Here is a 22821-nt window from a genome sequence, read left to right as displayed (position 1 = left end):
GGCCACCGCGCGCTGACTGCGACCTTCCGACGAGCACCCGGCTTGCCGGGCACAACCCCGCCCGGTTAGAGTCACGTCGTCGAACATCGTGTTCACATTGCGCACAAGTCGAGGTGAAGCAGGTGCCGTCGTCGGAGAACGGGTCGGGACGCGCCGACATCCAGGCCGTGGACCGCGTCGGGCAGATCCTCGACCTGTTCAACCACAGCACATCGGTGCTGACGACGAACGGCGTGGCCGCCGCGCTGGGCCTCAACCGCACGACGGCCCACCGCTACCTGACCTCCATGGCGGCCGACGACCTGCTGCGCGTGTCGACGGATCCGCCGGGCTACCGGCTGGGCAGCCTCATCCTGCGCCTGGGCGGCCTGGCGATCGGCAACCGGTCGGTCGTCACCGTCGCCGCGGAGCGGATGGCCAAGCTCGCCGACGAGGTCGGCACGACGATCTCGCTCAGCCTCTGGACCTCGGCCGGCCCGGTCGTGGCCCGCGTGCAGGAGCCGAAGGGCCGCGGCGTGGTGCTGACGTTCCGCGTCGGCACGGTCCTGCCGATCGACACCGCGCAGGCCGCGGTGTTCCTCGCGTTCGGCGGGGAACACGACGAGCAGGAGGCCGCGCTGTCGGCGCTGCCCGAGCCGGCGCAGAGCGTCACCCGGGCCAAGGTCGCCGAGGTCCGCCGCACCGGGCTCGCCACCGCCGTGAACGAGGTCAACGGCACCTGCGGTCTGGCGGCCCCCATCTTCGACAGCACCGGTGTCTGCGCGGCGCTCGCCATCGTCGACACGTTCGGCTCGGCGTCGAACTCCGCCTTCCCGTTCCGCCTCGCCCGCCTCCAGGAGGCCGCGCAGGACCTCACCGCCCGGCTCGGCGGGGCCCTGCCCGTCCCGACCGCGTAGCTCGCCTGGGGGCGCGGGGCGTCCATCTACGAGGACCACCCGTGACCCGACGCAGCATCACCGTGCCCGGCCTCGAGCACGGCACCTCCCCCATCCCGACGGCCGCCGTGGTCGGCCCGCTGCTGATCTCGGGCAGCATCTCCGGCGTCGACCGGGCCACCGGCACCGTCCCGCCCGAGCTGCCCGACCAGGTGGCGAACCTGTTCGACAACGTCCGCGCGGTCGTCGAGGCGGCGGGCGGCGGCCTCGACGACGTCGTGAAGCTCGCGTTCACCGTCACCGACCGCGCGGCCCGCGCCCACATCGACCCGGTCTGGTGCGCGACGTTCCCCGATCCGCAGCGCCGCCCGGCGCGCCACGTCGCCGTCTACGCCCACCTCCCTGCGGGCCTGCTCCTGCAGTGCGAGGTCACCGCCTACATCGGGAGCTGACACCCATGGTCATCGACGCCCACGCCCACCTGAACGCGCCCGAGGTCTTCTACGCCTACAAGGCCCGCCTGCAGGCCTCCGGTGGGCTGCACCGCGGCGACCCCAAGATCGACGATGAGCAGCTCGCCGCGGCCGCGGCACGGAACGTGGCGCTGCTCGACGAGGTCGGCACGACGATGCAGCTGATCTCCCCGCGTCCCTACCAGCTCATGACCTCGGCGAAACCCGAGCGGATCGTGCACTGGTGGGTGGCGGCGAACAACGACCTCATCCGGCGCACGGTCGACCTGCACCCCACCCGCTTCGCCGGGGTGGCCGCGCTACCGCTCTGCGCGGGCCGGCCCGTCACGGAGGCGCTGGACGAGCTCGACCGGATCGCGGCGCTGCCGCAGTTCGTCGGGGTGTGCATCAACCCCGACCCGCACGAGGGCACCGGCACCACCCCGCCGCTGGGCGACGAGTACTGGTACCCGCTGTTCGAGCGGCTCGTCGCGCACGACCTGCCGGCGCTGGTGCACTCGGCGGGCTGCTACAGCGGGCGGGAGACCTACAGCGAGCACTTCGTCACCGAGGAGTCGATCGCGATCCTCAACGTGCTGCGCTCACGGACCCTCACCGACTTCCCCGACCTCAAGCTGATCATCGCCCACGGCGGCGGCTCGGTCCCGTACCAGATCGGGCGCTGGCAGGCCGAGCGGCTCATGCCCAGCCTCGGCGGATCGCCGGACGCCGAGCGGTTCGAGGTCTCGCTGCGCAGGCTGTGGTTCGACACCGTGCTGCACAACCCGGCGTCGCTGCGGCTCCTGCTGGAGACCGTGGGCCCCGATCGCTGCCTGTTCGGCACCGAACGCCCGGGCAGCGGATCCGTGGTCGACCCGGCCACCGGCCGGCAGTTCGACGACATCAAACCGGTGATCGACGCGATGCCCGGGCTCAGCGAGGGCGACAAGCAGCTGGTGCTGGAGGGCAACGCGCGCAAGGTCTTCACCCGCCTCGCGATCTGACCCGCAGGAGGACACCCGATGGCAGCACCTCTGGCACGCCCGGCGCCCGAGCGCCCGCAGTTCGTCCGCAACACCTGGTACATCGCGGCGCTGCGCAGCGAGCTCGACGGTCCGATGCTCGCCCGCACGATCCTCGGCACGTCGGTCAACCTCTACCGCACGAGCGACGGCACACCGGTCGCGCTGCGCAACCGCTGCCCGCACCGCGGCTACCCGCTCTCGGAGGGCACGCTCGGCCCCGACGACGTCATCACCTGCGGCTACCACGGTTTCCGCTTCGGCCCCGACGGCACCTGCCTGAGCGTGCCCGGGCAGCAGGCCGTGCCGGCGCACGCGGACGTGCAGACGTACCCGGTCGTGGAGAACGGGCCCTTCGTGTGGATCTGGATGGGCGATCCGGCGCTCGCCGATCCTGCCGAGATCCCGGCCGAGACCGGGTTCGCCGATCCGTCCTTCACGTTCGTGCCCGGCCACGTCGTGATCGACGCAAACCACCAGCTGATCGCCGACAACGTGCTCGACCTGTCGCACGAGTCGTTCATCCACGCGACGAAGATCGGCACCCGGGACGTGGCCGAGACCGGCATCACCAGCCGCTCCGACGAATCCCGCTGGCTCGTGGAGGCGTCGCGGATCATGCCGGACGCCGAGTGCCCGCCGACCTACCGCGAACGCACCGGCCTGCAGTCACCGATCGACCGCGAGCAGCACATCCACTACTTCGTGCCCGCGCTGTACGTGCTGGACGTGAGCGTCGTGAAGGCCGCGTCGGTCCACGATCCCGCGGACGGGCCGCGCCGGCCGTACCTGGGGAAGGTGGTCTACGGGCTCACGCCGCTCTCCGCGCGGCGCACGCACTACTTCTTCGCCATCGGCCGCGACTACGCCCTCGGCGACGCGGCGATGGACGAGGCCGTCCGCGAGGGCCAGCTGTGCCTGATCGAGGAGGACGCGGCGGCGGTCGCGATCCTGCAGGAGCTGGAGGACGAGGAAGGGCCGTCGCCCGAGGTCAGCACCCGGTTGGACACCGCGGCGCTGATCGCCCGCCGCATGCTCGCCCGGCGGCTGCGCGCCGAGGCGGCGGCTCCGGCGTCGGCGCGCTGATGGCGTCGATCGTCCTCGGTCTGGCCACCTCCCACACCCCGCTGCTCATCCTCCCGCCCGAGCTGTGGGCGGAGTACGCCGAGCGCGACGAGCACAACCCGGAGCTGGTGTTCCCCGGGCCCGGGAAGGCGATGAGCTACCACGACGCGGTGCGCACGGCGGTGCCGCAGTGGATCCGCGAGCGGCCCCGTGACCTGGCGACCTTCCGGCAGCAGTCGCACCGCTGCCAGGCCGCCCTCGACCAGTTGGCCACCGCGCTGGCCGCGGTCCGGCCGGACGTCGTCGTGATCATCAGCGACGACCAGGACGAGTGGTTCTTCGAGTCCAACATGCCCGCGTTCTCGATCTTCTGGGGGCCGACCGTCCCGATCATCCCGCGGCCCCGGCCGACCCGCGGGAGCGAGCGGCAGCGCTACCTGGACCAGCTCGTCGCCGACGGGTACGGCGCCGTCCGCCGCGACGTGCCGGTCGCGCACGAGCTGGGCCGGCACGTCATCGAGCACCTCATCGAGCACGACTTCGACGTCAGCCAGATGACCTACGTCGAGGAGGCCTACGGCGGCCGGGTCGCCCGCCGGTATCCCGGCCTCGACCTCGTCCGCGAGACCCCGTTCCGGCCGCAGGGGCTCCCGCACGGCTACTCGTTCGTCGTGCAGCGCCTCCTCGGCACCGACCACCCGCCGATCCTGCCGATCTCGCAGAACACCTGCTACCCGCCGAACGCGGTCACCCCGCGCCGCTGCCACGCGTTCGGCGGTGCGCTCGCCGAGGCCATCGCACGGTGGGACGACGACGTGCGGGTCGCCGTCGTCGCGTCGGGCGGGCTCAGCCACTTCGTAGTGGACGAGGAGCTGGATCGGATGCTGCTGGCCGCGCTGGCCGCCGACGACACCGAGGCGCTCACCTCGCTGCCCAGGGACCGCCTCTACTCCGCGACGTCGGAGTGCCTGAACTGGGTGACGCTCGCCGCGGTGATGTCGCGGGCGGGGCTGAAGATGCGCGAGCCCGTCTACGAGCCGGTGTACCGGACCGAGGCGGGGACGGGGGCCGGGATGGGGTTCGCGATCTGGAGCTGACCGCTTCGTTCGCATTGCGTGCATCATGTTCGCAAATCTCGTCGCGATCCCCGGAGTGCACGCAGTGGAGACGTCAGAAGTAGACGCAGAAGCCTTGTGCAGGGATCCCGCCTCCCTTACGCTCTGCGTCACACAGAGCGCACATAATGTTCATATCGCGAACGTGCGCTCGAACCCCGCACGCGGGATGTGCGCGACGACCGATCGGGGAGGCGTCGCGGCCCTGGAGATCATCACTGCCGATGCGATCTGAGGAGAGGCCAGCACAGTGCGCAGCCGACCCACGACAGTGCGGCGGGTACTCGCCGCCCTCGCCATCACCTCCGTGCTGGTCCTGCCCGCCTGCGGTGGCGGCAGCAGCGCCGGCCCGGCCGCCGCCACCGAGAAGGCCGAACTGCGGTTCGGCGGCACGGTGGCGTCCACCCTGGACCCCCACCTCTCGGGCACCTACCAGCAGTCGTTCCTCACGCCGCTCTACGAGAGCCTGCTGACCCGCGACGCCGACGGCGAGCTGCAGCCCGGACTCGCCACCGAATGGACGCTCTCGCCCGACGGCAGGGCCTTCGACCTGACCCTGCGCACGGGCGTCACCTTCCACGACGGCGCCCCGCTCACCGCCGAAGCGGTGAAGAAGTCGCTGGAGCGCGCCAAGACGCTGCCGAAGAGCGTCGTCGCGCCGCAGCTGGCCGTGGTCGACAGCATCGAGGCCCTCGACGACACGCACGTGCGACTGCACCTGTCCGGCCCGCCCGGCGCGATCGCGAACGTCCTCGCCGGGGAAGCCGGGATGATCATCAGCCCGAACGCCGTCGACCGCCCCGACCTCGCCACCAACCCCGTCGGTACCGGCGCGTACACGCTGGTCAGCAAGACCGACAGCGAGGTCGTCTACAAAGCGTGGGACGGCTACTGGGCCAAGGACGCGGTCCGCAACTCCGGCATCCGCTACGTCCAGCAGCAGGACTCATCCGCCCGCTTCCGCGCCCTCGCCTCCGGCCAGCTCGACATCATCGGCATGGACGGCTCCCAGGTCGCCGAGGCGGAGAGCGCAGGCGTCGTCGCCGTGCAGGGGCCCAGCACGAACTTCATCGGGCTCCTGCTCAACCCCGTCGCCGTCCCCGAGTTCGCCGACCCGAAGGTGCGCCAGGCCCTCCTGCGCGTGATCGACCGGCAGTCCATCGCCGACAACAGCGGCTTCACCGGGGCATGCACACCGAGCGTGCAGCCGTTCCCGAAGGGCTACTGGGCGCACGTCGACGGGCTCGAGGCCGATCCCGCACTCACCCACGACGTCGCCGCCGCCAAGCAGCTGCTCACCGAGGCCGGGCTGCCGAACGGGTTCTCGTTCGAGCTGAGCACCATCGCCTTCCCGGCGTTCGGGTCGCTCGCACAGATCCTGCAGGCCCAGTTCGCCCAGATCGGCGTTCAAGTGAAGATCAACGTGATGGACACCAACGCCTACCTGGTGGCGCGCGGACAGGGGAATCTGCAGGCGGGATTGGGGCAGTTCGCCGCGGGACGACCGGATCCGAGCGTCTTCCTGCAGATGTTCTACACGCCGACCGGGACCATGAACTACGGGAAGATCGAGTTCCCGGGGGTTTCGGAACTGTACACCGAGTCGTTGACGAGCACGTCGACCGAGGAGCGCGCGGGACCGACGCGGAAACTGATCGAGAACGTCACGCGGACCGGGCCGAACGTGGTGCCGATCTGCAGTCTGCAGCAGACGTTCGGGATGCAGCCCTCGGTGAAGGGGTTCGAGACGACGTTGCTGCAGGAGTACGACTGGAGGGGGATCTCGCCTCGGTGATTTCGGGGGCCGGTAATCCCGGGGCTCGACCCGGGGCGCTGCCCCTGGACCCCGGGCCTCTCAACGGTCGGGCCGGGCGGCTCTCGGTCAGCTGATCGCGCGCTCATCGCGCATCTGCAGCATGTGCGTTGCGTCGCGGTTCGGGTGCTGGAGTTCGTCGCGGCTGCGGGTAAGGTGTGCCCGAACATCGTCGGTGGTGGTCTCTGCAGTCCAGGTATGAACGCAAGCCAGGCCACCGCCTGCTACCGCGACTACCAGGTCGCGGTGGAACAGGTCACCACCCGGCTCGCCCGCACCAGGACCGCACTGAACACCGGGTCCGCCACAGCGACGACGGACCAACCGAACTCGGCAACGGCAACGGCTCCTGCGCCCTGCACGACTACGCCGAGGAGATCGGGGTCAGCCCGGCGACACGGACGCGATCACCGTGATGGCACGTTGAGCGGAGGCAGGCCGGGCCGGGATCAGCTCGGTGAAGAACGGACGGCGGGGGCGAACAGCTCGACGAGGTTGCCGTCCGGGTCGGCGACGAGCACCTGGCGGCCGCCGGGGCCCTGGACGACGTCGCTGCGGAACTGCACGCCGGCCGAGCACAAGCGCTCGGCCTCCGCGTCGAGGTCGTCGACGACGAGGTGGATGCGGTTACGGCCCGGCGCCGCAGCGTCAGCGGGGGTAGCGCGGGCGCCCGAGCTCGCGGGACCGGACAACAGGAGCCGGAGGCGGCCACGAGCGACGTCGGCGAACGCGGGCGCAGGATGGCTGAGCAGCTCGAACCCGAGGTGGGAAGTGTAGAAGTCGATCGCGGCCCGCACATCGCTGACGATGTAGCGGACCCCGACGTACTCGTCGTGCGTGGTCATGACGACTCCTCTGCGGCGAGGACCGACACCAGGTGGCGGACGCGGGTGTCGATCTCGGTTGCGGTGCGGCGGAAGGCGGCGTAGCTGCCGTCGGCCGCGGGATCAGGGATGCTCCAGTGGGCCCACCGGGGATGGTCGGGGAACTCCGGGCACAGCTCCCGGGCCCGGTCGCACACGGTGACGACGTGGTCGAACCGACGACCGGCGACCTCGTCGACGCGGCGGGGGCGCCGGCCGGTGACGTCGACCCCGTACGCGTCCCGCAGGACTCGGACCGTGTGCGGGTGCAGCTCCGGCTTCGGGCTGGTGCCTGCGCTGACGGCGTCGACGGCGGCGCCCGCGCGGTGGCGCAGCAGGGCCTCGGCGATCGGGGACCGGCTGCTGTTGCCGGTGCAGACGAACAGGACCGCCACGGGGCGGCGGACACCGGCGCCAGCCGGCGGGCCGGGGCGCAGGGCCGGGTGCAGGGCGGCCACGCCGTCGGCGAACACCCGACCGCAGCGGTCCAGATCCAGGTGGTAGTAGGTGTCGCGACCATCGGCGCTGCTGCGGTTCGCGGTCACCAGCCCGGCGTCGCGCAGGAGCCGCAGGTGGTACGAGACGAGGTTCTGCGGCTCGCCGACCCGTTCACACAGCTCGCGCACGCGGTGATCACTTCCGGCGAGCGTGCAGAGCAGCTGCCAGCGCAGCGGATGCGCCGCCAGCCGGAGCACGTCCGGCGGGCCGGTGTCGTCCCGCCGCTGGGATCGCATCACCGCACGGTACAGCAAAGCGGTTCGATGCATCAATCGCAATTGATTCATCTTGGAGGATCGGCCTAGCCTGCGTCGATGGCCGAACGACTGGCGCGGCGCCTGGGCACCGCCGACGCAGTGGTGATCGGGCTGGGCTCGATGCTCGGGGCCGGGGTGTTCGCGGTGTTCGGGCCGGCGGCCGCCGTCGCCGGGCCGGGACTGCTGATCGGCCTGGCGATCGCGGCCGTGGTGGCGTACTGCAACGCGACGGCGTCAGCTCAGCTCGCCGCCCAGTACCCGACCTCCGGCGGTACGTACGTGTACGGCCGCGAGCGGCTCGGTCCGTGGGCCGGGTTCCTGGCCGGCTGGGGGTTCGTGATCGGCAAGACCGCGAGCTGCGCCGCCATGGCTCTGACGTTCGCTGCGTACGCGGTGCCGGAGCCCCTCCAGCGGCCGGTCGCGGTGGCGGCGGTGCTCGGGCTGGCGGCCGTCAACTACCGCGGGGTCACGCGCACGGCTCGACTGGCCACGGTGCTGGTCGTCGTGGTGCTCGTAGTCCTCGGCGTCGTCGTGGTGGGTGGGTCGGCCGGGACGAAGACGCTGCCGCTCGGCGACCCGGCCGACGCGTACGGGGTGCTCCGGTCGGCCGGACTGATCTTCTTCGCCTTCGCCGGGTACGCCCGGATCGCCACGATGGCGGAGGAGGTGCGGGAGCCGGAGCGGACGATCCCGCGGGCGATCGTCCTCGCGCTGGGCACCACGGTCGTGGTCTACGCGGCCGTGGCGGTCACCGCGCTCACGGTGCTCGGGCCGGGCCGGCTGGCCGTGTCGCAGGCTCCGCTGCGGGACGTGGCCGCCGCCGCGATCGGGACGTGGGCGGTCCCCGTCGTCGCAGCCGGCGGGGCGGCCGCGGCCCTCGGCGCGCTGCTGGCGCTCATCGCGGGCGTCGGACGCACCGCGCTGGCGATGGCCCGCCACGACGACCTCCCGGCCTGGCTCGCCGCGGTGCACCCGCGGTTCCGGGTGCCGCACCGCGCGGAGATCGTGCTGGCCGTCGTCGTATCGGCGCTGGTGCTCGCCGTCGATCTGCGCGAGGTGATCGCGTTCTCCTCGTTCGGTGTGCTGCTGTACTACCTGGTCACGAACCTCGCCGCGTACACCCAGGACCGGCGGCGGTATCCCCGCTGGCTGCAGGTGATCGGCGCCGCCGGGTGCCTGCTCCTGGTGGCCACGCTGCCGTGGCCGGTCGTGGCAGCGGGCGCTGCGGTGTACGCGATCGGCGCGGCGTACCGGTTGGTGCGGCTGCGGTCAGCGGCCCGATGACACCGGGGCGCGGCGCGCCCAGGCGAGCCCGCCGAGGACCAGCCCGATGATGCCCAGCACGACGGCGGCGAACGCGCCGACCCAGCCGTTGCCGGTGCCCGGGCCACCGCCCGAGTACGCCAGGTGCAGTCCGCCGACGACGAGGCCGATCGCGGAGAGGACGACGGAGGTGCCGGCGAGCGTGCGGCGCCGCTCGGCCCACCGGCCGGAGCGGGCCAGCACGCCGACGACGACGCCGGCCAGCGCGAGGAGGGCGACGATGCTCGGCACGGTGCGGCCGGCACCCAGCACGTATCCGCCGGAGGCGGCGAGGATGAACAGCGACATGGGATGTCCTTCCGTGGAGACTGCCGCCGATCGTGCGGGTGGACGCCGCGGGTGCGCGTCGGGCCGCGGAGGTGTTCTCCAGCTGCTGCGCTCGGCGTAGCGTCAGCCGTCGGTCGTAGCCGATGGACCCATCCCGCGGTGGACGCGCCGCCGCCGGGAGGCGGTGCACGATGACCGGATCGGAGGGGGTGGGATGGCCAGCACCGCGGCACCACCGCTGCGCCCATGGGCAGCGGACGGAGTGCTCGGCGCGGCCGCGGCGATCGTCCTGCTCGCCGGTGCCGTCCTGGGGCTGGGGCCGGAGTCGGCGCCAGCGGCGCGCCCGGTGGACGCCGGAGCGATCGGGCTGTCCGCGGTGGCCGCGGCGGCGATCGCGGTGCGCCGCCGCCGTCCCGTGACGACGCTCACCGTCCTCGACGCGGTCGTGCTCGCCTGGTTCTTCGCCCCCTACCCGGGGCGGTTGGTGGCGTTGCTCCCACTGATCGGCTGCTACACGCTCGCGGCCGAGCGCGGCTGGCGATGGGGCCTCACCGCAGCGGTCGCGACGGCGTTCGTCGAGGTGGTGGCGATCCGAGTGGTCCTCAGCGACACCGAGACCGTCGGGATCGTCCCGTACGCGGTGCTGACGGTCGCGACCGCGACCAGCGCCGGGGCCGCCGTCGGCTACTACCGGAAGCTGCTCGCCGCCACCCGCGCCCAGCTGGAGCGCGAGACCCGCGCCCGCGAGGAGCAGGCGCGCCGGATCGCCGCCGAGGAGCGGGTGCGCATCGCCCGCGAGCTGCACGACGTCTTCGGCCACTCGATGGCGACGGTCAGCGTGCAGGCCGGCGTCGCCCTGCACGTGCTCGACCAGCGCCCCGACCAGGCCCGAGCGGCCCTCGCGTCGATCAAGAAGATCTGCGACGAGGGGCTGACCGACGTCAAGCTCATCCTCGGGGTGCTGCGCGAGGACGACACCGACGACGGGCCGCTGGCGCCGCGGCCCGGGCTCGACCGGATCGGCGAGCTGATCGACACCGCCGCGGGCGGCCTCGAGGTCCACCTCGACGTCGTCGGGGACCCGCAACCGGTACCGGCCGCCGTGGACCTCGCCGCGTACCGGATCGTGCAGGAGGCCCTCACGAACATCGTGCGCCACAGCAGAGCACGCACGGCCACGCTGACCGTCACCCACGAGCCGGAGCGGCTGCTCCTGCGCGTCCACGACGCCGGACCGGCCGAGCCCGCCACCACGGGCGCCGGTCACGGCATCGACGGCATGCGCGAACGCGCCCGCGCCCTGTCCGGCCGGCTCACCGCGGGCCCGTGCCCCGGCGGCGGGTTCGAGGTGTGCGCGGAGCTGCCCATCCCGGAGCGACGATGAGCGACCCGCCGATCCGCGTGCTCATCGCCGACGACGAGGCGCTCGTCCGCGGCGGGTTCCGGGTGCTGATCGAGAGCGAGGCCGGGATGGTCGTCGTCGGCGAGGCCGCGGACGGCGCCGACGCGGTGGCGCTGGCCCGCGAGACCCGGCCCGACGTGGTGCTGATGGACATCCGCATGTCCGGCACCGACGGGCTGCGCGCCACCCGGGAGATCGGCGCCGATCCCGAGCTCGCCGAGGTGCACGTGTTGGTGCTCACCACGTTCGACCACGACGAGCACGTGATCGAGGCCCTCGACGCGGGCGCGGCCGGTTTCCTGATCAAGAACACCGAGCCGCGCCAGCTGCTGCACGGCATCCGGGTCGTCGCCGGCGGCGAGGCGCTGCTCTCGCCGGGCGTGACGCGGCGGCTGATCGCCCGGCTCACCGCGCGCAGCCCGCTGCCGCAGCTCGACCCGAGCGTGTTCGACGAGCTGACGTCGCGGGAGAAGGAGGTGGTCGCGCTCGTCGCGAACGGGCTGAGCAACGCCGAGATCGCCGACGCGCTCACGATCAGCCACGCCACGGTGAAGACGCACGTCAGCCGCGCGATGCTCAAGCTGGGCGCGCGCGACCGGGCGCAGCTGGTGGTGCTGGCCTACCGCCACCACCTCGTCACGCCGCCGGACCGACCGGGATGACGGCTCAGGTCAGCCCGAAGGCGCGCATCTTGCGGTAGAGCGTGTTGCGTCCGATGCCGAGCGCGGCGGCAGCCCGGCTGCGGTTGCCGCCCGCGGCGCGCAGTGCGTCGGCCACCGCCTCCCGCTCCGCGCACTCCAGCAGCCCGTGCGAACCGCGGGCGATGCGCAGCAGATCGGGCAGATCGGTCAGCTCGACGGTGCCGCCCCGCGCCCGCCGCGCCAGCTGGACCACCGTGTTCCGCAGCTCGGCGACGTTGCCCGGCCACCGCCACGCCATGAGCCGATCCCACACCTGCGGGGCGAACCGGGTCGCCGACTCCGGTTCGGGCAGCTCGCGCAGTATGGCCTGCACGAGCGTCGGCAGGTGCTCGGGCTTCTGGGCGAGCCCGGGCAACGTGACGGTGGTAGCGACGCGGCGGACCGTCGCGAGCACGTCGTCGGAGGCCGCGTCGAGATCGGCGGTGAGCACCATCGGCGCCCCGGTCGCGACCAGCGCCTGCACCTGCGAGAGCGACGGCGACGGCGACTCGTGGACCCGCCGCAGCACGAGGCCGCGCCCCGACCCCGCGGCCTCACGTGCGGTGGCGAACCAGTCGGGATCCAGGTGCGGCTCCACGACCACCGGGTCCTCGGCACCCAGGCGGCGCAGCACGGCCAGCGCGGTGTGCAGCTTCCCGGTCCCACCCGCGCCGACGACGGCGATCAGCTCGCCGTGGTGGAGCGCGGCCTCCAGTTCACGGTCGACGTCCTCGTCGACGTGCAGGGGCACCCGCACCGGGGCGCGACGAGCGGGCGAGCGGGGCGGCTCGACCGGCTCATCGCAGCGGGCGGAGCGGCGCCCGAGCAGCTGCACGAGGTAGGCGGTGCGACCGCTGTCGCGGATGGGTTCGACGAGCGCGGCGTGCGGCCCGTCCGGGAGCGGGACCTGCATGCGGGTGGGCGACGACGGGCCGTGCTCGGAGAGGAAGCGCCACAGCAGCGGGTGCAGCTCCGGACCGGTGTGGGCGAGCGCGCGCCGGTTGGCCAGCACGGTGTCGGCGTCGACGACGAACGCGCCCGCGCCGGTCCGGTCCACGGCCAGGTAGGCGTGCACGAGGCGGCGGTGCCGTTCGCCCGCCATGTCGAGCAGCCGCTCCTCGATCTGCCGGGCGATGTCGGCGGCCATCACCAGCATCAGCGGGTGCACCTCGTGCACCTCACAAGCCAGCGAGAACGCGCCGACCAGCCGCCCGGTGTACGGCTCGACGATCGGGGCGCCGGCGCAGGTCAGCGTCTCCAGGCGCACGTTGTAGTGCTCCGGCCCGCGCACGAGCATCGGCCGTCGCTCGACGAGCACGGTGCCGAGCCCGTTCGTGCCGACCGAGGACTCGGAGTAGTCGAACCCCTCGGCGGCGCTGGCCCGGTCCATGATCTCCCGCTGCCGGCGGACGTCGACGTGCCGCGCGACGATCACGCCGTTGACGTCGGAGAGCACCAGCGCCACCGGTACGTCGGCGAAGCTGTCCTTGACCCGCTGCAGCACCGGCAGCGCCGCGTCCCGCAGCATCGGCACGTCGTCGAGCTTGTGGTACTCGATCCTCTCCGGGACGACGGGCACCTGGGCACCCACACAGCGGCGCCAGCTGCGCTCGATCTCCGTGCGCACGCCGAGCCGGCCGGGTGGGTGTTCCAGCAGCTCGCCGGTCACGAGCAACTCGCGGCTGCGCAGCGCTGCCGCCCGAGCATCCGGCGACAGTGCCGGCAGCGTCCGTTCCCCCTCGTCAGGACGCATCCTCGCCTCGTCGGTCGTTGCGAGCACAGCGATCTTCACTGTGCCTCACATCACATCTCTCCGCAAGGTCAGGAGCTTCTGACGGTAGGGGAGCCCTCCCGTCTCTGCGGTGTTCCGTTTCGGAACACCCGCGGGTGTTCCCGATCGGAACACCCGCGACGCCACCCTCCGACGCATTTTGAGTCCTAGGTCACACAACGGAGGAGACGCCGATGACGACAACGCAGTCGACCAGCCCCGTCTCGAAGACGTCCGCGGACCCGCTGTACGCGCTCTACGCGGACTGGGCGCAGATCATCGCCAACACGCCCGACCTGACGATGCGGCTGTTCCGCGCGATCTTCGACGAGTGGCACCAGCCCACGAAGGAGCCCGAGGACGTGACGTACCGCGAGGAGGTCGTCGGCGGGGTGCCCGGCATCTGGACCCTGCCCGTCGGCGCGGACACCTCGCAGGTGCTGCTCTACACCCACGGCGGCGGCTTCGCCGTCGGGTCCGCCGCGAGCCACCGCAAGCTCGCCGGCCACCTGGCGAAGGCCATCGGGATCACCGCGTTCGTGCTCGACTACCGCCGCGCGCCCGAGCACCCGCACCCCGCGCAGATCGAGGACGGGGTCGCGGTGTTCAAGGCCCTCGTCGAGCGCGGCATCAAGCCCGCCGACATCACCACGATCGGGGACTCGGCCGGCGGCAACCTCGCGATCGCGATCCCGCTCGCGCTGCGCGAGGCCGGCGAACCGCTGCCCGGCCGGGTGATCGCGTTCTCGCCGTGGCTGGACATGGAGAACAAGGGCGAGACGCTGGTGACGAACATCGAGTCGGACGCCCTGATCACCGTGCCGCTGCTGGAGGGCATGATCGCGGGCGTCCTCGGCGGTAAGACCGCCCCGAACAACCCGCTGGCCAACCCGCTCTACGCCGACTTCACCGGCTTCCCGCGGCTCTACGTCAACGCGGGCGGCGACGAGGCCCTGCTCAGCGACGCCACCCGGGTGGCCGACAAGGCCCGCGCGGCCGGGGTCGACGTGACCCTCAACGTCGTCGAGGGCCAGCAGCACGTCTTCCCGTTCTCGGCGGGCCGCACGGCCGAGGCCGACGCCGAGATCGCCGCGATCGCCGCCTGGTACCGCGGCTGACCACCTGACCCATCGACCCATCAGGAGATCACCATGACCACCACGACTCCCGATGTCGACGCGGTCGTCGTCGGCGCCGGATTCGGCGGCATCTACATGCTGCACAAGCTGCGCAACGAGCTCGGCATGACCGTCCAGGGCTTCGAGAAGGGCGGCGGTGTCGGCGGCACCTGGTACTTCAACCGCTACCCCGGCGCCAAGTCCGACACCGAGAGCTACATCTACCGCTACTCCTTCGACAAGCAGCTGCTGCAGGAGTACGACTGGCACACCCGCTACCTCGACCAGCCGGACATCCTGGCCTACCTCGAACACGTCGTCGAGCGGTACGACCTGGCCCGCAGCATCAAGCTGAACACCGAGGTCAAGAGCGCGCACTGGAACGTCGACACCGCGCTGTGGACGATCCGCACCGCCGACGGGCAGCAGCTGACCTGCCGCTGGCTCGTCAACGCGCTCGGCCTGCTCGCGAAGAGCAACATCCCCGACATCCCGGGCCTGAAGAGCTTCGCCGGCGCGCTGGTGCACACCAACGCCTGGCCGAAGGACCTCGACATCACCGGCAAGCGGGTCGGGGTGATCGGCACCGGCTCGACCGGCACGCAGTTCATCTGCGCCGCCGCGAAGATGGTCGAGCACCTCACGGTGTTCCAGCGGACCCCGCAGTACAGCGTCCCGTCCGGGAACGGGCCCGTGGACCCGGCGGAGGTCGCCGAGACCAAGAAGAACTTCGACAAGATCTGGGACCAGGTCAAGAACTCGGTCGTCGCGTTCGGGTTCGAGGAGAGCACCGTCGAGGCGATGAGCGTCTCCGAGGAGGAGCGCCGCCGCGTCTTCCAGGAGAACTGGGACAAGGGCAACGGCTTCCGGTTCATGTTCGGCACGTTCTGCGACATCGCCACCAACCCGGAGGCGAACGCGGCGGCCGCGCAGTTCATCCGCGACAAGATCAAGGAGATCGTCAAGGACCCGGAGACCGCGCGGAAGCTCACCCCCACCGATCTCTACGCCAAGCGGCCGCTGTGCAACGAGGACTACTACGAGACGTTCAACCGGCCCAACGTCTCGCTGGTGTCGCTGCGGGAGACCCCGATCGAGGAGATCGTGCCCGAGGGCGTGCGCACCTCCGACGGGGTCCTGCACGAGCTGGACGTGCTCGTGCTCGCCACCGGGTTCGACGCGGTCGACGGCAACTACCGCGCGATGGACCTGCGCGGCCGCGGCGGCAAGCACATCAACGAGCACTGGACCGAAGGCCCGACCAGCTACCTCGGCATCACGAAGGCCGGCTTCCCGAACATGTTCATGATCCTCGGCCCGAACGGGCCGTTCACGAACCTGCCGCCGAGCATCGAGTCGCAGGTCGAGTGGATCGCCGACCTGATCGCCAAGGCGGACCGGGAGGGCCTGCGCTCGGTCGAGCCCACCTTCGAGGCGGAGCGGCGCTGGACCGACACCTGCAAGGAGATCGCCGACGCCACATTGTTCCCGAAGGCCGAGTCGTGGATCTTCGGAGCGAACATCCCCGGCAAGAAGCACGCGGTGATGTTCTACATGGGCGGCATCTCCTCCTACCGCCAGCAGCTGGCCGACGAGGCGGCGAGCGGCTACCGCGGCTTCGCGCTCGAACGCGCGGCGGAGACCGCGGGCGCGAGCGCCTGATCCGTCCGGTCCGGGGTGGCGAGAGCGCCACCCCGGACCGTCACGGCGCAGCCGGCAGGAACAACCGCAGCAGGTTGTCCACGACGGACGTCGCCATCTCGGCGACGTCCTTCTTGCGCTTCGGCCGGAACCACACCGGCACGTAGTTCATGGCACCGTAGACACGTAGTTCATGGCACCGTAGAGGTTGTGCAGCGCGACGTCCTCGTCGTCGACGGCGAACTCGCCGCTCTCGATGCCGTCGCGCACCACGTCGCGGAAGATCGAGTAGTGCTCGCGGCGCAGCTCCCTGGCGCGTTCGCGGAACGCCTCCGGTAGGTCGCGCGGCTGGCGGAACAGCGTCGCCATCTGCGGGCGGGCCACCACGATGTCCAGCTGCGAGCGGATCAGCGCGGCTAGCCGCTCGCGAGCCGTGCCGGCCTCGGCCGCGATCACGCGCAGCTTCTCGTTCGTCTGCGTGCCCACGGCCTCCATGCAGGCCATGACCAGGGCTTCCTTGTTGGGGAAGTAGTGGTAGAGCGTGGCCTTGCCGATGTCGAGCCGCTCGGCGATCTCGTCCAGGCTCGTGTCGTGGTAGCCGCGCTCGGAGAGCACGTCGGTCGCCGTGGCCACGATCTCGACCACCTTCCGGTTCCGGCGACGGACCACCCGGCTCGACCGGGCGGCAGCCGGCAGCCCGGACGTGGGCACTGACACCTCGACCCCCTCGACGATCGTGGCCGTGAGCCTACCGACCGCGCCTGCCCGGCCCGTCAGGACGACGCCGCCGCGACGCGGAACCTCAGCTCCGTCCACTCCGGGTGGTCGGCGAACTCGCCCTCGACGCGGGCGTCGATCGCGGCCGGGCCGGTGAGCCTGCCGATCACCCGGGCCCCGCAGTCCAGGTCCACGGTCGCGATGACGTACGGGACCTGATCAGCGAACGCGGGGTCGAAAGCGCGGTGCACCGTGACGTACGAGTAGACGGTGCCGGTCGCGGGCACCTCCACCCAGGTCACGTCGGGGTGACCGCAGTGCGGGCAGCCCGGCGTCGGCGGGAAGTGGTGCACCCCGCAGGCCGCGCACCGCTGCACGACGACGCGGTGCTCGCGCAGCGCCTGCCAGTACGGCGCGCTGTCCGGGTCCGGCTGGGGAACCGGCGGAGCGGGTGCCTGGTCGAGGGTCATCCTCACCGTCCCGTGAACCTCGGCGTGCGCTTCTCGGCGAAGGCCCGCAGCCCCTCCACGGCGTCCTCGCTGGTCAGGCAGTAGCGGGCGGTGACCTCGCGCTCCAGCCGCAGCCCAGCGGGGATGCCGGTGCCCTCCCAGAACGCCGCGTTGAGCACGCTGGCCCACCACCCGGAGCGGCTCGCGTCGTGCGGGCGGCCCTGCCCGTTCTTCGACGTGCGGGTGGTCCGCGACGACGGCAGCGACGCCGACGTGGGCGAGATCGGTGAGGTGTGGGTGCGCGGCGACGCCGTCTCGGTGGAGTACTGGAACCAGCCGGAGGCGACGGCGGCCGCGCACACCGACGGCTGGTTCCGCATGGGCGACCTGGCCACCCGGGACGCCGACGGGTACATCACGATCGTCGACCGCAAGAACGACATGATCATCAGCGGTGGGCTGAACGTGTACCCGCGGGAGGTCGAGGACGTCATCGCCGAGCTCCCCGCGGTCAACGAGGTCGCGGTGATCGGCGTGCCGCACGCGAAGTGGGGCGAAGCGGTGCACGCCTGCGTCTCGCTCCGCCCGGGCGGCACGGTGACCCTGGAGGAGCTGCAGCGGCACTGCGTCGAGCGCGGCCTCGGCTCGTACAAGAAGCCGCTGTCGTTCGAGATCGTCGACGACATCCCGAAGACCGCCGTCGGCAAGGTGTTCCGGCGGGTGCTGCGCGAGCGGCACTGGGCCGGACGCGAGCGGGCGGTCGGGTGACCGAGCGGCGGCCGGTCGCCGGCGGTGGTCACCGGCCGGGGTCGCGTCGAGAACGAAGCTGTGGTGATCAACGAGGCTCTTCGATCACCACGAGTTCGTTCTCGACGGCAGTCCTCGCCACGGTCTCCGCCGCAGCGCGCACCCAGTGCTCGGGCCGGGTGAGGGCCTCGGCCGCAGAGCCCGCCTCGTCGACCGCGCTGCGCACCGCCCGCAGCCCCGCCGCGGCGACCTCATCCTCGGTGAGCGCGAGCGCACCCACCACCGCCACTGCGGCTACCCCGGCGGCGACGGCCCGGCGGACGACCTCGACGGGCGCCTTCCCGGTCAGCGACGTGCGGTCCATGCGGCCCTCGCCGACGACGACCAGATCAGCCTCGGCGAGTCGGTCGTCGAGGCCGAGCAGGGTGACCACGTAGTCGGCTCCCGGCGTGAAGCGGGCCCCGAGCGCCGCGTACAGGCCACCGGACACGCCGCCGGCGGCGCCGCCCCACGCGACGGCGGCCGCGTCCCGGCCCGTCACCGCGTGCAGAACCTCCGCGAGGTGGGCGAGACCGGCGTCGAGCTCGGCGACGTCCTCGCGCGCCGCCCCCTTCTGCGGCCCGAACAGCGCCGCCGCCCCGCGCTCGCCCGTGAGCGGGACCTCGACGTCGCAGCACACGACGACGTCGGCCTCGGCGAGCCGAGGATCGAGCGCATCGAGATCGACCTCGGCGATCCGGCGGAGACTGCCGCCACCAGGTGGCACGGGCCGCCCGTCCGCGTCGAGGAAGCGGGCACCGAGTGAGGTCAGCAGGCCGGTGCCGCCGTCGGTGCCCGACGAGCCGCCGAGCCCGATGACGATCCGCCGGAACCCGGCGTCGAGCGCGGCGCGGACCACCTCGCCGGTGCCGCTGGAGCCCGCCGTCAACGCGGTCGTCCGCGTCGGCCTGAGCAACTGCAGCCCGTCCGCGGCGGCGAGCTCGACGACCGCGACCTCGCCCAGCGCCGCCCACGCCGCGTCGACCGGGGCCCCGGTGGGGCCGGTGACGGCCACGACGTGGCGGGTCCCGCCTGCCGCGACGACCGCGTCGACCGTGCCCTCCCCGCCGTCGGCGACCGGGAGCTCGATCACTCGGCTGCCGGGCAGCGCGGCCCGGACGCCGTCGGCGATCGCCCGCGCCGCTTCGGCCGCGGTCAGCGAGCCCTTGAACTTGTCGGGCGCGACCAGCACGCGGGGGCCGTCGGCGTCCTCGTCGACCGTCATGAGCTCATGTAATACATTGGATCGGTCGAGGGAGGATCGTGACGCTGCACACACGGTCGGTGGTGGACGCCGTCGAGGAGGCCCTGCGGAACCGGATCCTCGTCGGCGACGAGCCGCCCGGCGCGGTCGTGACGGAGGTCGGCGTCGCCGCGCGGTTCGGGGTCGGCCGGCCGACCGCGAAGGCCGCGATCGACCGGCTCGTCGCCGACGGGCTGCTGATCCGCAACGGCCGCCGCGGCTCGGTCGTTGCGCGGATGGGCCCGGACGATCTCGCGGACCTCTACGACAGCAGGCTGCTCATCGAGCGCCACGCCCACGTCCGGCTGGCCGCCGCAGGCACCGTCCCGGCCGAGGCCGCGATCGCCAACGCGGCCCTGCGCCAGGCCGTCGCGCTCGGCGACGCGCTGCGCGTCGTCACCGAGGACATCCGCTTCCACCGCGTCCTGGTCGAGGCCTGCGGCAGCCCCCGGCTGCGCCGCATGCACGCAGCGCTGCTGTCCGAGGTCCACGTCTGCATGGCGCGGGTCCAGGCCCGGCAGCTGATCGCGGCGGACACCATCGCCGACGAGCACGACGAGATCCTGCGGTGCCTCGCCGCGGCCGACCCGGACGGGGCCGCAGCCGCCACTGACGCCCACCTGACCAGGGCCCGGGACGCGCTGATCGCCGCGGCGCGCGAGGACGCACCGGGGGGTGTGTCCTGACCGCCGAGGTCAGGTCGGCTACGTCTCCCGCAGCACGGCCAGCACCGCGGCGCGCGGCACCAGGCGTCCTGGCCGGCGGACGGGCCTCCTGCCCGCCAGCCCCGGCGACGGTGGGTCGACGTCGAGCACGGTGACCCGCAGCCGGGGTGCGCGTGCGGCGCGACGGTACCGGCAGCGGGGACGGGCGATTCGGCCCATGGGCTCGACCTGCCGGAGCTCTCCGGCGATCGTGAGCGCCGAGCGCGACGAGCCGACGCGGCTCGTCGAGGAACTACCCGACGACCGCGAACCCGCCGTGCTCGCCGAGGGCCGCCGCCAGCCCCGGTCGGACCACGTCCGGTAGCCGAGCGGCGACCGGCCTGGTTCGGTCCCGTCGCCAGCGGGCGCACCGATCTCGGCCGGAACCACCAGGACCTGCTCGCCGAGGACTTCGGGCGGTCCTGAGCGAACTGCCGTGACCGGTGTGACCGCGGGTCTCACGCCGGTAGCCGGTCCGCCGCTGCCGTCCGCTCCGACGCCGTGCGCATCGCCGCTAGGCACGGCTGCAGGTCCGGCAGGTCCGGGTCGGCCCACGCCGCCCAGGTCCGGACCACGGAGTTGACCTCGTCGGACAGATCGAGCGGGATCCAGCGCCACTGCGGGAAGTGCCGCCGCGACGACGAGGCCGCGAGCAGCGCGACGTCGACGCCTGCGGTGCTCGCGATCAGCTGACCGTGCTCGGAGAAGCGGCGGAACACCCACTCGATCGGCGCGTCGAGCGCCTGCGCGGTGGCGCGCAGCCGCGCCTCCTGGCCGGGGCTGTCCTGGTCGGAGTGGGCGAGCACGCGCAGGCCGGCGAGGTCCTCGAGGGTCAGTGAGGTGCGGCCGGCGAACCGGTCGGGGTCGCGCACCGCGCAGCCGAACCGCTGGGTGAGCACCTCGACCGACCGCAGCTCCCGCGGTTCGGTGTGCAGCAGCCCGATGTCGATCACGCCGCCGTGCAGCAGGCCGCGCTGCGCCTCGCTGGTCGCTTCCCGCACCGCGACGTGCACGGTGGGCGCGATCCCGCGCAGCGCCTCGGTGAAGGCGGCGAACCAGTCGTGCGGCAGGCCGGGCGGGATGCCGATGTGGATGGTGCGGCCGCCCGCCTCGGCGTCGCGCAGCACGTCCGGGATGCGGTCGGTCAGCTCCAGGATCGCCTCGACGTGGCGGCGCAGCCCCTCACCGGCCGGGGTCAGGGTGGTCCCGCGGCTGGTGCGCTGCAGCAGCCGGTGACCGAGGGTGCGTTCGAGCCGGGCGATCTGCCGGCTCAGCGTCGGCTGGGTCATGTGCAGCGCCGCAGCCGCCTTCGCGATCGACCCGAGCTGCGCGACCGTGCGGAAGTAGACGAGGTGCCGCAGTTCCACCACGCCCGCAGGTTATGCCCACAGGGCATGGCAGCCAAGCCCAACTCGGATCTGTTTGAAGAGCTCGTGCCCGGCGACCATGACGGCGTCCGGCGACGGCGCTGCCGCCGCACCGTGCACGAGGGGACCCGGATCGCAGTGGATGACGAAGTCCTGGCGTTCGACGTCGTCGTGGTCGGGGGCGGCGCGGCGGGGGTCGCCGCGGCCGTCGGGGCCGCAGTGACCGGGGCCCGCACCTGCCTGGTCGAGCAGCACGGCTACCTGGGCGGCGCGGCGGTGGCCAGCTCGGTGCTCACCTACTGCGGCTTCTTCGACCGCGCGCACCGGCAGGTGGTCGCCGGGGTCGGGCAGCTGTTCCTCGACCGGCTCGCCGAGCTGGACCTCTACCGCACGCACGTCTCGCAGGCGTCGGGCAACAAGGTCGTCCTGCTCGACCTGGAGACGACCAAGCGCGTTCTCGACTCGCTGCTGCTCGACTCCGGGGTGACGGTGCTGCTGCGTTCGATCGTCCACGCCGCCGACACCGACGGCGACCGCATCACGGCGGTGCGGCTGGTGCATCCCGGCGGCGCGCTGACCGTGTCCGGATCCGCCTTCATCGACTGCAGCGGCGACGGCGCGCTGCTCGCCGCCGCCGGCGTGGAGACGGTGGTGCTGCCGGTCGAGGAGCGGCAGGCGAGCACCCTGGTGATGCGCGTGGGCGGGGTCGCCGCGGACGCGGACCTCACGCCCGCCGGGATGGCGCGCGCCGTGCGCGCCTACCGCGCAGCCCGCGGCGTCCCGCTGCCCCGCGACCACGGAAACCTCGTGCGCCTCCCCGTCTCGGGCGAGGTCATGGTGCTGGTCGTCGACCAGCACCGGGACATGCTCGACGTCGCCGACGCCACCCGGGCCGCCGTCGAGTCCCGCGCGCAGGCCCAGCACTACTTCGCGGCGCTGCGCGCCGGGGCGCGCGGCTGGGAGACCAGCTACCTCGCCGCGACCGGGCCCGAGCTCGGGGTCCGCGAGACCCGCCGGCTGCGCGGGCGCGACGTCGTCACCGCCGAGGACGTGCTGGCCGGGCGCAAGCGGCCGGACGTGGTCGTCGCCCGGGGCGGCTGGCCGATCGAGGACCACTCCGAGCCGGGCCGCGTCCGCCACGACGACGTCCGCGACGGCGGCTGGTTCGACATCCCGCTGGGCGCCGTCACCGCGGCGTCGATGCGCAACGTCTGGGCGGCGGGCCGACTGGTCAGCACCGACCGGCGGGCCTACGCGTCGACGCGGGTCATGGGCACCGCCTTCGCCACCGGCCACGCCGCCGGGGTCGCCGCCGCGCTGCACGCCCGCACCGGCGCGGTCGACGTCGCGGCCGTCCAACGGACGCTGCGGGAACAGGGAGCGCTGCTGTGAA

At 72.7% G+C, this 22821-nt stretch carries 24 protein-coding genes; 14 read left to right on the top strand and 10 right to left on the bottom strand.

Features of this window, described 5'->3' with window-relative positions:
• The first annotated feature begins 122 nt into the window (after nucleotides 1-122).
• The 6 genes from BUE41_RS14210 to BUE41_RS14185 all read left to right on the top strand — a co-directional run bounded on the left by BUE41_RS14210 (nucleotide 123) and on the right by BUE41_RS14185 (nucleotide 6324).
• The gene (locus BUE41_RS14210; RefSeq protein ID WP_159444910.1) at nucleotides 123-896 is read left to right on the top strand and encodes an IclR family transcriptional regulator; all 774 of its coding nucleotides are present in this window, start codon (nucleotides 123-125) and stop codon (nucleotides 894-896) included.
• Nucleotides 897-937: 41 nt separating this feature from the next.
• Complete coding sequence (locus BUE41_RS14205) at nucleotides 938-1327, top strand: RidA family protein (protein WP_073457568.1); 390 nt, start codon at nucleotides 938-940, stop codon at nucleotides 1325-1327.
• A gap of 5 nt (nucleotides 1328-1332) precedes the next feature.
• Nucleotides 1333-2331, top strand: coding sequence for an amidohydrolase family protein (locus BUE41_RS14200; protein ID WP_073457567.1), 999 nt, complete (start codon nucleotides 1333-1335; stop codon nucleotides 2329-2331).
• 18 nt (nucleotides 2332-2349) lie between these two features.
• On the top strand, nucleotides 2350-3435 hold the full coding sequence (locus BUE41_RS14195) for an aromatic ring-hydroxylating dioxygenase subunit alpha (protein ID WP_073457566.1): 1086 nt from the start codon (nucleotides 2350-2352) through the stop codon (nucleotides 3433-3435).
• The gene (locus tag BUE41_RS14190; protein WP_073457565.1) at nucleotides 3435-4511 is read left to right on the top strand and encodes a DODA-type extradiol aromatic ring-opening family dioxygenase; all 1077 of its coding nucleotides are present in this window, start codon (nucleotides 3435-3437) and stop codon (nucleotides 4509-4511) included. Before BUE41_RS14195 ends, BUE41_RS14190 begins: the two co-directional genes overlap by 1 nt.
• 268 nt (nucleotides 4512-4779) lie before the next feature.
• Nucleotides 4780-6324 (top strand): ABC transporter substrate-binding protein, encoded by a 1545-nt coding sequence (locus BUE41_RS14185; RefSeq protein ID WP_084755002.1) that lies wholly within the window; start codon nucleotides 4780-4782, stop codon nucleotides 6322-6324.
• Nucleotides 6325-6791: 467 nt separating this feature from the next.
• Here BUE41_RS14185 and BUE41_RS14180 read toward each other — a convergent pair whose 3' ends face one another.
• Entirely contained in the window at nucleotides 6792-7187 is a 396-nt protein-coding gene (locus BUE41_RS14180) for a VOC family protein (protein WP_073457563.1), read from the bottom strand.
• Entirely contained in the window at nucleotides 7184-7939 is a 756-nt protein-coding gene (locus BUE41_RS14175; protein WP_073457707.1) for a metalloregulator ArsR/SmtB family transcription factor, read from the bottom strand. Before BUE41_RS14175 ends, BUE41_RS14180 begins: the two co-directional genes overlap by 4 nt.
• Before the next feature lie 78 nt (nucleotides 7940-8017).
• Here BUE41_RS14175 and BUE41_RS14170 point away from each other — a divergent pair, with 78 nt between their 5' ends.
• Nucleotides 8018-9244, top strand: a complete 1227-nt coding sequence (locus BUE41_RS14170) for an APC family permease (protein WP_073457562.1) — start codon at nucleotides 8018-8020, stop codon at nucleotides 9242-9244.
• Here BUE41_RS14170 and BUE41_RS14165 read toward each other — a convergent pair.
• Nucleotides 9230-9571, bottom strand: a complete 342-nt coding sequence (locus BUE41_RS14165) for a DUF6223 family protein (RefSeq protein WP_073457561.1) — start codon at nucleotides 9569-9571, stop codon at nucleotides 9230-9232. The two genes, BUE41_RS14170 and BUE41_RS14165, sit on opposite strands and share 15 nt — an antisense overlap.
• A 193-nt stretch (nucleotides 9572-9764) precedes the next feature.
• Here BUE41_RS14165 and BUE41_RS14160 point away from each other — a divergent pair, with 193 nt between their 5' ends.
• Both BUE41_RS14160 and BUE41_RS14155 read left to right on the top strand, forming a co-directional pair.
• A complete protein-coding gene (locus BUE41_RS14160) occupies nucleotides 9765-10934 on the top strand; it encodes a sensor histidine kinase (RefSeq protein WP_073457560.1) in 1170 nt (389 codons plus the stop codon).
• Entirely contained in the window at nucleotides 10931-11614 is a 684-nt protein-coding gene (locus tag BUE41_RS14155; protein ID WP_073457559.1) for a response regulator, read from the top strand. The genes BUE41_RS14160 and BUE41_RS14155 overlap by 4 nt, the downstream gene beginning before the upstream one ends.
• Before the next feature lie 4 nt (nucleotides 11615-11618).
• Here the strand turns inward: BUE41_RS14155 and BUE41_RS14150 are convergent, their stop codons facing one another.
• Complete coding sequence (locus BUE41_RS14150) at nucleotides 11619-13385, bottom strand: sigma-54-dependent Fis family transcriptional regulator (RefSeq protein WP_073457706.1); 1767 nt, start codon at nucleotides 13383-13385, stop codon at nucleotides 11619-11621.
• 212 nt (nucleotides 13386-13597) lie between these two features.
• Between BUE41_RS14150 and BUE41_RS14145 the strand changes: the two genes are divergently transcribed.
• Together BUE41_RS14145 and BUE41_RS14140 are read left to right on the top strand one after the other, a co-directional pair.
• On the top strand, nucleotides 13598-14521 hold the full coding sequence (locus BUE41_RS14145) for an alpha/beta hydrolase (protein WP_073457558.1): 924 nt from the start codon (nucleotides 13598-13600) through the stop codon (nucleotides 14519-14521).
• Nucleotides 14522-14554: 33 nt separating this feature from the next.
• Nucleotides 14555-16183: a flavin-containing monooxygenase gene (locus tag BUE41_RS14140; protein WP_073457557.1), complete on the top strand. Its 1629-nt coding sequence runs from the start codon at nucleotides 14555-14557 to the stop codon at nucleotides 16181-16183.
• Nucleotides 16184-16330: 147 nt separating this feature from the next.
• Here the strand turns inward: BUE41_RS14140 and BUE41_RS30245 are convergent, their stop codons facing one another.
• The 3 genes from BUE41_RS30245 to BUE41_RS30775 all read right to left on the bottom strand — a co-directional run bounded on the left by BUE41_RS30245 (nucleotide 16331) and on the right by BUE41_RS30775 (nucleotide 17507).
• On the bottom strand, nucleotides 16331-16795 hold the full coding sequence (locus BUE41_RS30245; protein WP_143172153.1) for a TetR/AcrR family transcriptional regulator: 465 nt from the start codon (nucleotides 16793-16795) through the stop codon (nucleotides 16331-16333).
• A 140-nt stretch (nucleotides 16796-16935) separates the two neighbouring features.
• Nucleotides 16936-17349 carry a Zn-ribbon domain-containing OB-fold protein gene (locus BUE41_RS14130; RefSeq protein WP_073457555.1) on the bottom strand — a complete coding sequence of 138 codons (414 nt, stop codon included), beginning with the start codon at nucleotides 17347-17349 and terminating at the stop codon, nucleotides 16936-16938.
• A 2-nt stretch (nucleotides 17350-17351) separates the two neighbouring features.
• Nucleotides 17352-17507 (bottom strand): hypothetical protein, encoded by a 156-nt coding sequence (locus tag BUE41_RS30775; protein ID WP_159444909.1) that lies wholly within the window; start codon nucleotides 17505-17507, stop codon nucleotides 17352-17354.
• Here BUE41_RS30775 and BUE41_RS14125 point away from each other — a divergent pair.
• A complete protein-coding gene (locus BUE41_RS14125; protein WP_073457554.1) occupies nucleotides 17500-18096 on the top strand; it encodes a class I adenylate-forming enzyme family protein in 597 nt (198 codons plus the stop codon). The genes BUE41_RS30775 and BUE41_RS14125 overlap by 8 nt on opposite strands.
• Before the next feature lie 67 nt (nucleotides 18097-18163).
• Here BUE41_RS14125 and BUE41_RS14120 read toward each other — a convergent pair whose 3' ends face one another.
• Nucleotides 18164-19339, bottom strand: coding sequence for a glycerate kinase (locus BUE41_RS14120; protein ID WP_073457553.1), 1176 nt, complete (start codon nucleotides 19337-19339; stop codon nucleotides 18164-18166).
• 38 nt (nucleotides 19340-19377) lie between these two features.
• Here BUE41_RS14120 and BUE41_RS14115 point away from each other — a divergent pair, with 38 nt between their 5' ends.
• A complete protein-coding gene (locus BUE41_RS14115) occupies nucleotides 19378-20043 on the top strand; it encodes a GntR family transcriptional regulator (RefSeq protein WP_084754995.1) in 666 nt (221 codons plus the stop codon).
• Nucleotides 20044-20061: 18 nt separating this feature from the next.
• Here BUE41_RS14115 and BUE41_RS30240 read toward each other — a convergent pair whose 3' ends face one another.
• Nucleotides 20062-20241 (bottom strand): hypothetical protein, encoded by a 180-nt coding sequence (locus BUE41_RS30240; protein WP_143172152.1) that lies wholly within the window; start codon nucleotides 20239-20241, stop codon nucleotides 20062-20064.
• Nucleotides 20242-20519: 278 nt separating this feature from the next.
• A complete protein-coding gene (locus BUE41_RS14110) occupies nucleotides 20520-21431 on the bottom strand; it encodes a LysR family transcriptional regulator (protein ID WP_084754993.1) in 912 nt (303 codons plus the stop codon).
• Between the two features lie 135 nt (nucleotides 21432-21566).
• Between BUE41_RS14110 and BUE41_RS14105 the strand changes: the two genes are divergently transcribed.
• Complete coding sequence (locus BUE41_RS14105) at nucleotides 21567-22820, top strand: FAD-dependent oxidoreductase (RefSeq protein ID WP_234997258.1); 1254 nt, start codon at nucleotides 21567-21569, stop codon at nucleotides 22818-22820.
• Nucleotide 22821: the final 1 nt, after the last annotated feature.

It is taken from the genome of Pseudonocardia thermophila, assembly GCF_900142365.1.
GTDB lineage: Bacteria > Actinomycetota > Actinomycetes > Mycobacteriales > Pseudonocardiaceae > Pseudonocardia > Pseudonocardia thermophila.
This window is presented reverse-complemented; position numbering and strand designations above follow the sequence as displayed.